A 14,638-nucleotide genomic window follows, 5' to 3' on the forward strand; every position below is an offset into this window, starting at 1 on the left:
TTCCTAATTAAATCTCCTGGATTATCCTCTATTTAAAAACCGTTTTCTTTTAATCGTTTAAAAAATAAGTCGCAAATAATTTGCCTATCTACTAATAGGTAGTATATTTGATAAAAATTTATTGCGATGACAACAAGAGAAGTAATCATAGACAAAGCCGACCAATTTATTAGAGATAAAGGTTATAATGCTTTTAGTTTTAAAGACATTTCTAATGATATTGGAATCAAAACAGCTTCAATTCATTATCATTTCCCGACCAAATCAGATCTTGGCGTAGCAACAATTAAAGAACATATTGCCAGATATGAAGGTTTAAAGGAACACGTCGCAAATGAATCTCCCTTAACAAAACTTGAATCTTTCCTGGCCGTTCATACTCAAATTGAATTTGAAAATAAAGTCTGTATTGTTGGTTCTCTGGCAACAGATTTAAATACGCTGGATGAATCCATAAAAGACGAATTAAAAATATTTGCTCATTTGGTAATAACCTGGATAACTGAAATATTAACCGAAGGATTGGAGAAAAAAATATTCGATTTTAAAATGGAGCCAAGAACAAAAGCAATAATGATAATAACAAATATGGTTGCTATTGTACAATTGTCAAGACTTACAGACCGAAATGATTTTGAACTTGTAAAACAAACAATATTAACAGAATTAAGACCGCAGAAATAATGAAAAGAGTAGTAATAACAGGATTAGGAGCTGTAACGCCTATTGGAAATAATGTGTCGGAATACTGGCATTCTTTAATTAATGGAGTTAGCGGAGCAGCGCCAATAACGAGATTTGACACGTCACAATTCAAAACCAAATTTGCGTGCGAGGTTAAAAATTTTGATCCTCAAGGCATTTTCGAAAAAAACGAAATTAGAAAATATGATCTCTTTACACAATATGCAATGTATGTGACTGACGAAGCCATAAAAAATGCAAACATTGATTTTGATACTTTAAACAAAGACAGAATTGGAGTTATTTGGGGTTCTGGCGATGGTGGAGTTTCTACATTTGAAGAGCAAATTGGAGAATACAAATTAGGAAACGGAACGCCAAGATTTAGTCCATTCTTCATTCCTAAAAGGATTATAAATATTGCTTCAGGCGCTATTTCAATTAAATATGGACTTCGCGGAGTTAATTATACCACAGTTTCTGCCTGTTCAGCCAGTAATACCGCAATTATTGACGCTTTTAATTATATCCGTTGGGGAAAAGCTGATATGATTATTAGCGGTGGTTCTGAAGCTTCGATTACAGAATCTTCTATTGGCGGTTTTAATGCTTCAAAAGCATTGTCAACTTTAAATGAGGATTACACTAAAGCATCTCGCCCTTTTGATATTACGAGAGATGGATTTGTTTTAGGCGAAGGTGCCGGAGCAATAATATTAGAAAGCTACGAACACGCCATAAAAAGAAATGCTGTAATTATTGCCGAAGTTGTTGGCGGCGGACTTGCCGGTGATGCTTACCATTTAACAGGAACTCATCCAGATGGCGAAGGCGCGATTCTTGGAATGCGACTTGCTCTTGAAGAAGCTGAAATTACTCCAGACAAAATCGATTATATCAATGCACATGCAACTTCTACTCCAACTGGAGATTTGAGTGAACTTAAAGCCATGGAAACAGTATTTGGCATAAACCCAAATGCAAATATTAGTGCGACAAAATCAATGACAGGACATTTACTTGGTGGCGCCGGAGCAATTGAAGCAATTGCTTGTATAAAAGCCATTCAGGAAAATATTGTTCCGCCAACAATAAATACTCAAACTGTCGAACAAGACTTTGCAAACAAATTCAATCTGACACTAGAAAAAGCACAACCCAAAATCGTTAATTATGCGATGAGCAATACATTTGGTTTTGGCGGACATATTGCCAGTTCAATCTTTAAAAAATTTACAGATTAATTTCATCTAAATTAAAATCAAAACTTCGATAATTCTAAAAATCCTTTTCAAAAGGGATTTTTTGTTTTTTTTACTTCTATCCCATTTCAATAATAATAATAATAATAATAATAATAATAATACACCCTTTTTATTACTCCCAGAAATAGAAAAAAATCAGTGCAAATCCGTTTAAACCCGCGTCATCCGCGTGCCATTTAACAACAACCAAATTTTAACATTTTCCACCAAACGATACAATAATCTATTTATTGTGCACTACTATGTTAATTATATAAACTTCCTAAAAAGTTGTGTAAGATTTCTTCTGTATTAACAGAGTAATTTTATACTTAACAATCAGAAGATGTAAAGCTATTTAAAGAACTGGTTTTCAATCATTAGATTTAACTTAAAACATAGTATTTTGATTTTCACTATAAAAAATACATTCACAGAAATTGGAAATGCAACCTTGTTTGCAAAGCAGTTTTTTAAGGAAGTTTTTGTACCTCCTTATGAGGCAAAAGAGTTCTTGAAACAATGTTATGTGATAGGTTATAAATCGCTGCCATTGGTAGCTATAACCGGTTTTATAATGGGTTTGGTACTTACGCTTCAATCGCGACCAACACTTGTAAAATTTGGTGCCGAATCATGGTTACCAGGAATGGTTGCACTTTCTTTAATTAGAGAAATTGCGCCGGTAATTACTGCTTTGATCTGCGCTGGAAAAATTTCGTCAGGAATTGGTGCCGAATTAGGTTCTATGAAAGTAACGGAACAAATTGATGCAATGGAAGTTTCAGCTATAAATCCTTATAACTATTTGGTCGTAACGCGAATTTTAGCCTGTACATTAATGGTTCCTATTTTAGTAATTTTTGCAGATGCAATAGGAATCGTTGGCGGATATGTTGGTATCAATATTCATGGCGATGTTAACTTTTATCGTTATCTGACTCAGATTCTGCAATCGTTGGAATTTCTGGATTTGATTCCGGCGACAATTAAAACATTTTTCTTCGGATTTTTTATCGGAATGATTGGATGTTTTAAAGGATTTAATGCCTCAAATGGAACCGAAAGTGTGGGTAAAGCAGCAAACTCAGCAGTTGTAACAGCTTCTTTGACCATCTTTATTCTGGATATGGTCGCAGTTCAAATAACCGATTTATTCTTTTAAAAATGATTAAAGAGAAAGAAAATACAGAACCTAAAACAAAGGAAAAAAGCAAAACTCCAATCATTGAGATCAAAGATTTGCACAAAACTTTTGGTGCCAATAATCAAATCTTAAAAGGTGTAAATCTTACCGTAAACAAAGGTGAAGATTTAGTGATTTTAGGACGTTCTGGCTCAGGAAAATCAGTTACAATAAAATGTATTGTAGGTTTAATTGAACCGGATAAAGGCGAAATAAAAGTTTTTGACGAAAATGTCCTTAATATAACAAAACCTGAACTGAACGAAATCAGAGTTCGAATTGGATTTTTGTTCCAAAGTGGTGCTTTGTATGATTCAATGTCAGTTAGAGAAAATTTGGCATTTACTTTAAAAAAACATAAAAAAGAATTAACCGCCGAAGAAGTTGAAAGTGAAGTCATCGAAGCTTTGGATAACGTAGGATTGGGTGATGCAATTGATAAAATGCCTTCTGAATTATCTGGCGGAATGCAGAAAAGAATTGGCTTAGCCAGAACTTTAATCCTTAAACCGGAAATCATTTTATACGATGAACCAACGACAGGATTGGACACGATTACCTCAAGAGAAATAAGCGAATTGATTCTCGATATCAAACACAAACGCAAAACAACTTCGATCATTATTACGCACGATATGGCTTGCGCCAAATTAACTGCCGACCGAATCATGGTTTTGAAAGATGGAGTGATACACGCTGAAGGCACATATGAAGAATTAGAAAAAGACGAAGACGAATGGGTTCGCTCATTCTTTGAATAAAGCAAAATAAAAACTAGAAATCATGGAGAAGCAATCTGGATATACTTGGAAATTAGGAATGTTTGTAACAATAGGTTTACTGCTTTTTATTATGGCAGTTTACTTTATTGGGAAACAAAAAAATCTATTTGGGTCAACATTTCACATTTCATCCCGATTTAAAACCGTCAGTGGTTTAGAAGTGGGAAATAATGTTCGGTTTTCAGGAATCAACATCGGAACGGTCGAAGAAATCAGATTAATTAATGATTCTTCTGTCGTTGTGTCTATGGTCGTAAAAGATGAAGTTCGCAAATTTATTAAAACAGATGCGCGCGCCAGCATTGGTTCTGACGGATTAATGGGCGACAAAGTTCTGACTATTACGCCTGGAATAAAATCTACAAAAATTATCGAAAACAACGGTGCAATTGCTTCTATTGACGGAATCGAAATGAATGATATTATGAAAAGCGTCAAAAAAAGTGTTGATAATGTTGGCGTTATTTCTGATGAACTTGCCATTTTCAGTCATTCTATGAATAACGGAAACGGTGCTTTGGCAAGATTAGTTCGCGATGATAAAATGGCAAACAGCGTTTCGAATACTTTATCAAATTTAGAATCCGGAACCAAAGGTTTTAGTGATAATATGGAAGCTGCCAAAAATAACTTTTTGTTGAGAGGATATTTCAAGAAAAAAGAGAAAGAAAAAGAAAAAGCTAAAGAGGAAATGAAGGAGAAAAAGGAAGAAAAAGAAAAAGAGAAACAAAAAGCTAAAGAAGAAAAGGCTAAGGAGGAAAAAGAAGCAAAAGCTAAGGAAGACAAAGCCAAAGAAGATAAAAAACAGGAAAAACAAAAAGAAGAAGACGCTAAAAAAGAAGCTGAAAAAACTAAATCATAATTTGTAAAATGTGATTTGTGAAATGTAAAATGGTTTAAAAGATTTCTATATGCCAGTATCTTATAAAAATATAACCCTAAAAATTCTAAAAATAACCGGAATTACAATTGCCAGTATCTTGCTGTTAATGTTTTTGATTCCGCTGTTATTTCCTGGAACAGTTGCGTCTGAAGTAAAGAAAATTGCCAATGAACGTTTAGATACCAAAATGGATTTTACGAAATCAAGGTTGTCATTTTTTACGCATTTTCCGTCGCTTACAGTTTCGCTTGACGATTTATCACTTACAGGTTCGGCGCCATTTCGCAATGATACTTTATTAAAAGCAGAACAAGTTGCTTTTGGGATTAATTTAAAAAGATTGCTTTTTGACAATGAAGTAAAAATCAATAAACTATATGTTTCTAAAGCTTTAATAAATATAATGGTCAACCAAAAAGGAGAAGCCAATTATAATATTTATGTTGCTCCTGAAGATCGTGACAAAAAACCAAACGATCCAAATGAACCTGAAGAAGGAACTGCAATTCGCTTAGAAAGAATTGATTTGAAAGATTGTCACGTAAAATATAACGATCGATCTGCAAAAATTTTGGTTGATGCAAAAGGCTTTAATTATATTGGAAAAGGAAATCTAAGCGAAGATATTTTCGACTTAAATACAGATGCCAGAATCGATAATGTGGATTTCTATTATGACAGAACCGCTTATCTTCGAAAAAAAGCTGTTCGAGCTGATTTGATTACAAGAATTAATACGCACGCACTTTCGTTTATTCTTCAAAAAAATGAGTTAAGAATCAATAAATTACCATTGAAATTTACTGGTTTATTTACCATTTTAAGAGACGGATATAAAATCAATATCAAAGCAGCATCAGAAAATACAACCGTAAAAGATTTGTTATCAGTAATGCCTCCGGAATATTTAAAGTGGATGGATGAAACTGAAATCTCAGGAAATAGTGATTTGCTTTTTACTTTTAAAGGAGATTATAATGTTGCTAAAAAACAAAAACCGGATTTAGCTTTTAATCTCAAAATTGATAAAGGCGCTATAAATTATCAAAATGCTCCTGCCCCATTAACGGATTTTCAGATGGATTTAAATGCGATCTTGCCTTCGCTTGACGTAGAAAAACTTTTAATTAATCTAAAGACTTTTAAATTTAAAGTAGGCGAAAAAGATTATTTCACGGCTTATTTACATAGTAAAGGTTTTAATGAAATGACGGTCGATGCAAGCGTAAAAGGTGCATTAGATCTCGCCACAGTTGATGCCGCGCTAGGTTTAACTTCTATAGAATTAAAAGGAATTCTGAAAACTAATATTCAGGCAAAAGGAGTTTTTAGTACTTCAAAAAAATTATTCCCTAAAACTATTGGCGGAATTGCGTTGCATAATGGCTGGTTAAAAACCGACTCCTATCCTAACCCAATTACAGACATAACTTTTGTCGCCAATGTATTGAATAAAGCAGGAACATTCAAAGATTTGATTGTTGCCGTTGCTCCGGCTTCTTTTGTTTTTGAAGGAAATCCAATGTATGTAAACGCCGCTTTATCTGATTTTAGTGATTTGGCTTATAATGCAAAAATAAAAGGAGAATTGAATGTTGGTCGCATTTATCAGGTTTTCTCCCGCAAAGGACTTGACGTAACCGGTTATGCAAAAGCAGATCTTTCGCTTAAAGGAAAACAAAGTTATGCCACAAAAGGAGAATACAATAAGCTCGATAATAAAGGCACCATTATGTTAAAAAATATCAAAGCAACTTCTGAACTTTTTCCGAAATCCTTTTTTATCAAACAAGGAAATTTCCGTTTTCAAAATGAGAAAATGTGGTTCGAAAAATTCGATGCTTCTTATGGAAAATCTGATTTTGCGATTAACGGATATTTACTCAATACGATAAATTACTTTCTGGAATCGCACGGAACTTTAAGCGGAAACTTTAATATGCATTCTAAACTTATCAATGTCAATGAATTTATGGCGCTTAAAAAAGGCGAAAACACCGATCGAAATCTTGAAGTTGAATATGCCAAAGAAGATCATCCAAAAATGAGCGGCGTTGTAATTGTACCCAAAAACTTAAATGTTGCGCTTACTGCAAATGCAGATAAAGTCGAATATAACGGTTTGGTCTTAAACAAACTCAACGGAAAAGTTGGTATCACAAAAGAAGGTTTTTATTTAGATAATGCCACTTTCAATATTATCGATTGCCTCTTGGGAATAAACGCAACTTATAAAGATGAATCGCCAACAGCGGCACATTTTGATGCCCATTTTACAGCAAAAGATTTCAGCGTTCAAAGAGCTTACAAAGAAATTCCGATGTTTCATGATATGGTTACCGTTGCTGAAAAAGCACAAGGAATTATCTCTGTAGATTATAAAATAAAAGGAGATCTAAACGGAAATATGGGGCCAATTTATGAATCTCTTGAAGGCGGAGGAACTCTAAACTTACGTGACGTAAAAGTAAAAGGATTGAAATTATTTGACGGAATTAGTTCAAAAACCGGGCAAAAAGGTCTTGACGATCCGGGTCTGAAAGGAATCGAAATCAAATCGTCTATAGATAATAATTTAATTCACATAGAACCTTTCACATTTAGTGTTGCAAGTTTTAAACCAACAATAAAAGGAACTACAAGTTTTGACGGACTTCTTGATTTAAGAATGCGATTAGGATTACCTCCATTTGGAATCATTGGTTTCCCGATTGTTATTACCGGAACTCATGAAGATCCAAAAATCAAAATCTTTAGTAAAACAGGGCAAAAAATTGATGATGCCGTATATGATGAAAAACACAATAAAGTCATAAAGGAAGAAAAAGTAAGCAAACGAAAAAGTTAAATTCAAATGAAAACTAAAAAAACAAAACAAAGCAGTGCTTTCGAAAAATTTGCTACCAATGTTTCAAAAGCTGCCGGAAGCACACCAGCTTTTATAGGCGCTTTTTTGATTGTTGTAGCGTGGGCGGCTTCTGGTCCAATTTTCGATTATTCAGAAACCTGGCAATTGGTCATCAATACAGGAACTACAATTATTACTTTTCTGATGGTTTTTTTGATTCAGAAAGCGCAAAACAAAGATTCTCTAGCAATTCAGCTTAAGCTAAATGAGTTGGTTGCTTCAAACGAATATTCGAGTAATAGTCTTGTCGATATCGAAAGTATGACGGAGGAAGAAATGATTATTGTTCAGAAATACTATCACAGACTAAGTGAACTCGCTAAGAAAGACGAAAGCATCAGAAACTCACATTCTATTGCTGAAGCGCATGAACAACATGAACGCAAGGACAAAAACAGAACGAAATCACGTACCAGAAATATTACAAAAAAATGAAACTACGCTCGACCGAAACTTTCTGGCCTTTAAAAAACGCCATGCTAAACAGTTATCCATCAATAACCAAAGATATTGATACGGAAATTTTAATCATTGGCGGAGGAATAACGGGAGCATTAATCGCCTATAAATTAATAAATGAAGGAAAAAAAATAGTTCTCGTTGATCGTCGTGATGTCTGCAACGGAAGCACGGCGGCAAGTACAGCTTTACTTCAATATGAAATTGATGTACCGTTACATAAATTAATGGAATTAAGAGGTTTAGAATGTGCTGTTGACAGTTATAAGAACGGAAAAAAAGCTATTTTTGATTTAAGAAATATCATTGATACCATAAAAAGTGACTGTCATTTTGAGTTCAAAAAAAGCATATATTTTACTTCCTTAAAAAAAGATATTCCGTTTTTGAAACGAGAATTTGATACCCGAAAAAACTCTGGATTTGATGTAACCTGGTTAAGCAAATTTAATTTGAAAGAAATGGGCTTAAATGCTCTTGCAGCAATCGAATCGAAAACGGCGGCAGTTATGGATCCGTATAAATTGGCTCAGGATCTATTGGTTTATTGCCAAGAAAATGGAATGCAGATTTTTGACCGCACAAATATTACGGGTATTCAAAACCTAAAAGAAAAATCTATTGCTCGTACTGAAAACAAATTTACCATTACGGCAGATCACGTTATACATTGCAGCGGTTACGAAAGCGTAGAAACATTGAAAGAGAAAGTAGTTGATCTAAAAAGTACTTATGTAATAGCTTCAGAAAATTTACCTGATTTACCAGTGGCTTTCAAAAACGCAATATTCTGGAATACAGCAGATCCATATCTCTATTTTAGAGCAACAGCCGACAATCGGATTATTATTGGCGGTGGTGATGAAGACTTCAAAGACGCTCAAAAACGCGATAAATTATTGCCGAAAAAAGAAGCGTATTTACTGAAACAATTCCGAAGAAAATTTCCCCTTATCGATTTCAAAATTGATTATTCCTGGGCAGGAACTTTTGGAGAAACAAAAGATGGTTTACCTTATTTTGGAAAACCAGATCCCAAAAAAAACGAACATTACGTCCTCGGATTTGGAGGAAACGGAATCACTTTTAGCGTTCTGGGCATGAATTCTATCCTTGATTCTATTGATGATAAAGAAAATCAGGATTTGAAGTATTATAGGTTTGGAAGGTGATTTTTTTAAGGTACTGAGTTGCTAAGGTTCTGAGTTTCTAAGGTTTTTTTCTTAGTAGCTTAGCAACTCAGAACCTTAGTAACTTGATTATGGATAATCCTGTCTTAATGCTGTAAACACATCAACTATTTCGTTCTGCTTCGGGGAAGTTATATAAAATATCGAAAGTTTAGAGGAACTGAATTTCCTTTATTTGAGATAAATAAAATCGTGAATTGCTAAGGTTCTGAGGTACTAAGTTTTTTTTCTTAGTAGCTTAGTAGCTTAGCAACTCAGAACCTTAGAACCTAAATTTTCAACTCCATCTGAATATTACAACGTTTATAAGGCGTCGTTAATCCATATACTTTTTGGAAACCGAGTTTGTAATACAAATTAATTGCTGGTTTTAAGATGGTGTTACTTTCGAGATATATCTTTTTTGCTCCCGCTTCTTTAGCACTTTTTACAATTTCCTGACCAAGCAAAAAGCCAATATTCTTGCCTTGCGCTTTTGGTGAAACTGCCATTTTTGCCATTTCGAAATCATAATCAGAATCTTTCATTTTAATTAAGGCACAAACGCCAACAGGTTCGTTGTGATACAAAGCGACGAAAATTTTACCTCCTTTATCCAAGATATATTCTTGAGGATTATCCAACGCTTTATAATCTGCTTCTTCCATTTCGAAATAAGCTGAAATCCATTCTACGTTTAATTGTTTGAAAGCATCAAGATATTGAGGTTCAAATGGTACAATTTTCACATCCTGGCTTTCACGCAGTTTCTTTTGTTCGTTTACTCTTTTAAACAAACTCTTTTGGTCCAGTAAAAATTCCCATTCTTCAAGAGCTGCCCAAAGATTATGACTTGATTCGGCAATTAAACCATCAACGGCAGCTTCGACATCTTTAAGTTGCTGTTTTAATTCTTTCGAAAATTCCCTGCCTTTTTCTGTTAAGCCAACAATGTTTCGGCGTTTATCATTGCTTTTCAAACTTTCTTCGACCAAACCTACCGCAATCATTTCCTGAACTATCTTACTCACTGATGGTTGCGAATGTCCTATTTCATTGGCGATTTCTGTAATCGTGATTTCGCGTTCTTCTATAAGCGTATAAAAAACCGGAAACCATTTTGGCATAAAATTCATGCCATAAGACTCATATATTTTTGCAGCATCATCGGTTATCATTGCTGTCATCAAACGTAATCGGCTTCCTAAAGCCACTTTACCAACTTTATTAAAAAATTCCATATATAATTAATTACATAACTAGTTATGCAAATGTATATCTTTTTTTAGGAACTGAGGTTCTAAGTTGCTAAGAATCTAAGTTTTTTTTCTAAACTCGCTAAAATTCGAAAATGTCTGATGAAATTGGAATTCTAGCCCTGATAGAAGCGGTATCCTTTTTCTGGTTTCTTTAACCAGGAAAAGATACAAGCGGATAGCAGGAAATAGCTCCTTATATAAATTCTAAACACAAAAAAAGACGTATTTTCTGTACGTCCAATCTTTGTCAAGACGCACTGCTGTGCGCCTCTACGTTAAAACCTATTTGTCTTTAATTCTAAAAAACCTTAGCAACTCAGAACCTTAGATACTTAGAACCTTTTTCTAAGCTGTAATCGCTAACGGATTTAAATTAAATTTATATTCTTTTGGGCTGCAGTTGAATTTTTGTTTGAAGATTTTTGAGAAGTAACTTCTGCTTGTGAAACCAATGCAATACACTATTTCGGAGATATTTAAGTCTGAAGTTCTGATTAGAATTTCGGCTTTCAGAACTCGCATATGTGTGATATAATCGTTTACGGTTCTGTTGTGAATCATTTTAAAACCTTCTTGCAATTTATTTGGAGACAAACCTGATTTTTTACTTAGTGATTTGATTGTAAAAGCTTCTTCGGGATTGGCTTTTATGATTTCTGAAAGCTCTTTTATTTCTTCCATTTCTTTGAGAGTCAAACAATTTGTATCTTTTGATAAAGCATTTAAATCGTCTGTATGTTGCTGAATTTCCATTGCGAGAATGATTCTCAAAATTCCTTCTTTAAGTAAATTTCTAACGATTCCGGTTTGTGTAACGGCGTTTAATTGTTCTATTTTTTCTGAAATTTTCAAGTTATAAGAACCTATATAAAAGAAATCCTGAACTGCATTATTTTCAAAGAAAGTTTCTTTTACCTTTTGATTCAAAGAATACATTTCGTTTTGTTCTTCATTTTCAGTTCCCACAATGATTAAAGTAAATTTTGTTTTCTTGTCTTTTTCGAAAAATAAAACATTATCCTGACTTTCTTTTGAAGTAACAATTGCGGTTTGAAAAGTCTTAAATTTTCTTTCTTCACCTGTAAAACCAAAGCTGTGCGAAAGGCTTCCTTTTGAACAATATGCAAAATAAACCGGCGATGATTTAACGTTTAAAATATCCATGCGAACATTTGTCGAAAAGGTCATATCAAATTGCACATATGAAATATTATCGTTGAAAGACGCGCCAATAATCGATCCTTTTGCAAAACTATTATCCACTTCAAGTGTATATTCATCTAAATCATAAGTCACTTTTCCGTCAAAGTTTTTATTTAATGCTTCAAATATATTTTGAATTTTCTCTGTATTTATAGTAACTGTTTTCATTTTGTTCCGATTTAAAATTCTATAATGTCTTGTGATGGATTTGCGCTCAAGAAATAGTATTCTTGTGTAGTAAAATCATATTTCAAAGTTCGTCTTTACCTGTGCGAATAATGTTATATAATTTTCTGCTTTTGTTTTATAATTACTTATAAATGATTATTTTAACTCAAACAAAATATTTCTTAATTCAAAACATGAAAAGTTTCTCCTTTCAACCTATAAGTAATAATGACGCTAACATTTTGATTCTAGGCACAATGCCCGGAACAAAATCATTAGAAATCAATCAGTATTATGGACACAATCAAAATAATTTCTGGAAGTTTATGTTTACGATTCTAAAAGAGGATTTCTCGACGGATTATGAAACCAGAAAGGCGCTTTTGCAGAAAAACAAAATTGCGCTTTGGGATGTTCTTCAATATTGTGATCGTGTTGGAAGTCTTGACAGCGCAATCAAAAACGAAATTGCAAATGATTTCGAGACGTTTTTAAAACAACATCCTAACATAAAAACTATTTTGTTTAATGGACAAAAAGCGGCGGCATTTTTTAAGAAGTACGTTCATTTAGAAAAATCATATCAACTTATTACGCTTCCTTCGACAAGTCCGGCAAATGCTAGTCAATCTTTCCAATCTAAACTAGATGAGTGGAAAATTATTGAGACTTTTTAAATTCATTTTAAAAAGTCAATATTGAAATCATGTAACATTTCTCATTTAAAATATAACAACAAACGTTCCTTTCTATAATAATTTTACAATAACGAAATAAAGCCATAGAATGGATTACAGCAGAAGAAAATGAGGCTTTTCGAATTATAGATATTACTAAGAAAACTGTAAAAAGTTTAATTATAGAGGAAACATTGGTTATGTTAGTTTATTTTTGGGAAAAGCTATTCTATTTTAGGGTAGCTTTGTTTTTTTAAGTACAAACCAAAAACAAAATATTTATGAAAATTCAAACCTACTACAATCACATACGGTTTTATCCCCCACATCATTTTGTTTATTATCCAGTGTTGACGTTGTTTTTAATCGCCAGTATTTATTTTGCAATCACGACAAACGACACTCTTATTTGGTCGTTTATTAGCGTTGGCTTTGTATTTTTATTCTGCTTAGCGTTTATGTTGCGCCAACATTATGCTCTTATTCTACAAAACCGAATCGTAAGGTTAGAAATCCGTTATCGTTATTTTACTTTAACCGGAAAACGATTTGAAGAAATTGAATATAAATTAACTGACGATCAAATATTTGCTTTGAGATTTGCTCCAGACGATGAGTTTTTACCACTTCTTGAAGATGCCATAAAAAATAACCTTTCCGGAGATTCTATAAAAAAAGCAATCGTACACTGGAAAGCGGATTATAATAGAGTTTAGTTTTTTTTTAAGGTTCTTAGGTTCCGAGATACTAAGATTCTAAGACTTTTCTTTTTAGATTGAACAAAATATAAATCAAAAAAAGAATCAACCAAACGGCTATAATAACACCGAAAAAAATCGCAATAATCGACGAATGAAGGTAATTTGGTTCATAAAATAATCTTTCTAAAGTGTCGAATTTTTCCGCTAATGTTTTTCGATCAAAATTGTTTCTGATTGCATTTAATGGTTCATCGTTATGATTTTTATAATACTCAACATCTTTGACAAGATTATTGGAAACGATCTGACTTTCGACCTTATATTTTTTAAATAAAGTATCTAACTTTTGGAAATTAGATTGTAGTGAATCTTTCTTGTATTTATAGATTAGCTTATATCTTTTGACTGCGGCATCAAATTGCTGCTGCTCAATCGGGATCCCGTTTACAGGTTTATAGAGTGATTTATTTTCAATAAAAATACAAATATCTTCATCATACTTTGGGTTTACTTCTCTGCCTTTGTAGATAATTTCAGTGCTGACTTTGATGCTTTTTTTCGATATAATTCTTTTCGAAATTTCGTCTTTATCAAAACCAATTTTATCCAAAATTGTATTCGTTGCAGCCGAAACTTTATCAAAATCTGCTGTAAGTACTTTCAGCGTGTCGATACTATAATAAGTACTTTCCGTATTATAATATTGATCCGAGATTAAAGTGCTGTCAACAACTTCAATAACCGGATAAGGTTTTGGATATAAAATATTAACCGGATTAAATAATTTCTCAGAACTATACGATGTATAATTATACAAAAACGGATTCAATACATTCAGTAAATCTTTGTCTTTATTAAAATTGGTTTCGGACAATTCAGTTTTCAATTTTGCATTCAGTCCAAAACTATAACTTACAAAAAATGAAAAACTTAAAAAGGAAACCAACAGCAATAAAAAGCCAATTTGAATTAGTTTAGCAAAAGGATAACGCGGTTGTGAATGATTTTTAATTAAAAAAATCAGAAAGAAAAGCAAGAATAAACCACTTATAAAAAAGTGCGAAATAGAGACATCATCATAAAACTTAAACCTATAAAACTCAAAGTAAATATTGATATCTCCAATACCTGCAAACTTAAAATAACCGTATAAAAAATACGCCAAATGTATCAGCAATAATACTCCAAAAGACTTTATAAAGAATTGTTTTATTTTTTTGTCCATATTTTTTTTCAGATTATACTTTCAAATATAGAGAATCAAATTTAAATATCACTTATAAAGTTACAGACACAATATCATTAAAAAACGACA

General features: G+C 32.8%; 13 protein-coding genes. 10 read left to right on the forward strand and 3 right to left on the reverse strand.

The genetic code is table 11. From position 1 onward, the window contains the following. Positions 1-126 precede the first annotated feature (126 nt). From CLU81_RS02025 to CLU81_RS02060, 8 genes are all read left to right on the forward strand, one after another. The gene (locus tag CLU81_RS02025; protein WP_099708308.1) at positions 127-684 is read left to right on the forward strand and encodes a TetR/AcrR family transcriptional regulator; all 558 of its coding nucleotides are present in this window, start codon (positions 127-129) and stop codon (positions 682-684) included. Then, the gene (gene fabF, locus CLU81_RS02030; protein ID WP_099708309.1) at positions 684-1,928 is read left to right on the forward strand and encodes a beta-ketoacyl-ACP synthase II; all 1,245 of its coding nucleotides are present in this window, start codon (positions 684-686) and stop codon (positions 1,926-1,928) included. The genes CLU81_RS02025 and fabF overlap by 1 nt, the downstream gene beginning before the upstream one ends. Before the next feature lie 406 nt (positions 1,929-2,334). Beyond that, positions 2,335-3,093: an ABC transporter permease gene (locus CLU81_RS02035; protein WP_099708310.1), complete on the forward strand. Its 759-nt coding sequence runs from the start codon at positions 2,335-2,337 to the stop codon at positions 3,091-3,093. A 2-nt stretch (positions 3,094-3,095) separates the two neighbouring features. Further along, the gene (locus CLU81_RS02040) at positions 3,096-3,875 is read left to right on the forward strand and encodes an ABC transporter ATP-binding protein (protein WP_099708311.1); all 780 of its coding nucleotides are present in this window, start codon (positions 3,096-3,098) and stop codon (positions 3,873-3,875) included. Between the two features lie 22 nt (positions 3,876-3,897). Continuing rightward, positions 3,898-4,758 (forward strand): MlaD family protein, encoded by an 861-nt coding sequence (locus tag CLU81_RS02045; protein WP_099708312.1) that lies wholly within the window; start codon positions 3,898-3,900, stop codon positions 4,756-4,758. A 49-nt stretch (positions 4,759-4,807) separates the two neighbouring features. Further along, positions 4,808-7,627 carry an AsmA family protein gene (locus CLU81_RS02050; RefSeq protein ID WP_099708313.1) on the forward strand — a complete coding sequence of 940 codons (2,820 nt, stop codon included), beginning with the start codon at positions 4,808-4,810 and terminating at the stop codon, positions 7,625-7,627. Between the two features lie 6 nt (positions 7,628-7,633). Beyond that, positions 7,634-8,122: a low affinity iron permease family protein gene (locus CLU81_RS02055; RefSeq protein WP_099708314.1), complete on the forward strand. Its 489-nt coding sequence runs from the start codon at positions 7,634-7,636 to the stop codon at positions 8,120-8,122. After that, positions 8,119-9,318 (forward strand): FAD-binding oxidoreductase, encoded by a 1,200-nt coding sequence (locus tag CLU81_RS02060; protein WP_099708315.1) that lies wholly within the window; start codon positions 8,119-8,121, stop codon positions 9,316-9,318. Before CLU81_RS02055 ends, CLU81_RS02060 begins: the two co-directional genes overlap by 4 nt. A gap of 287 nt (positions 9,319-9,605) precedes the next feature. Here the strand turns inward: CLU81_RS02060 and CLU81_RS02065 are convergent, their stop codons facing one another. Both CLU81_RS02065 and CLU81_RS02070 read right to left on the reverse strand, forming a co-directional pair. Next, entirely contained in the window at positions 9,606-10,556 is a 951-nt protein-coding gene (locus CLU81_RS02065) for a helix-turn-helix domain-containing GNAT family N-acetyltransferase (protein WP_099708316.1), read from the reverse strand. 363 nt (positions 10,557-10,919) lie between these two features. Then, entirely contained in the window at positions 10,920-11,945 is a 1,026-nt protein-coding gene (locus CLU81_RS02070; protein WP_099708317.1) for an AraC family transcriptional regulator, read from the reverse strand. Between the two features lie 194 nt (positions 11,946-12,139). Between CLU81_RS02070 and CLU81_RS02075 the strand changes: the two genes are divergently transcribed. Together CLU81_RS02075 and CLU81_RS02080 are read left to right on the forward strand one after the other, a co-directional pair. Then, positions 12,140-12,622, forward strand: a complete 483-nt coding sequence (locus tag CLU81_RS02075) for a DNA-deoxyinosine glycosylase (protein WP_099712640.1) — start codon at positions 12,140-12,142, stop codon at positions 12,620-12,622. Between the two features lie 281 nt (positions 12,623-12,903). Then, positions 12,904-13,338, forward strand: coding sequence for a DUF6526 family protein (locus tag CLU81_RS02080; RefSeq protein ID WP_099708318.1), 435 nt, complete (start codon positions 12,904-12,906; stop codon positions 13,336-13,338). A 31-nt stretch (positions 13,339-13,369) separates the two neighbouring features. Here CLU81_RS02080 and CLU81_RS02085 read toward each other — a convergent pair whose 3' ends face one another. Then, the gene (locus CLU81_RS02085) at positions 13,370-14,548 is read right to left on the reverse strand and encodes a hypothetical protein (protein ID WP_099708319.1); all 1,179 of its coding nucleotides are present in this window, start codon (positions 14,546-14,548) and stop codon (positions 13,370-13,372) included. Between the last annotated feature and the right edge of the window lie 90 nt (positions 14,549-14,638).

The sequence above is a fragment of the Flavobacterium sp. 9 genome (assembly GCF_002754195.1).
In the GTDB taxonomy this organism is placed as follows: domain Bacteria; phylum Bacteroidota; class Bacteroidia; order Flavobacteriales; family Flavobacteriaceae; genus Flavobacterium.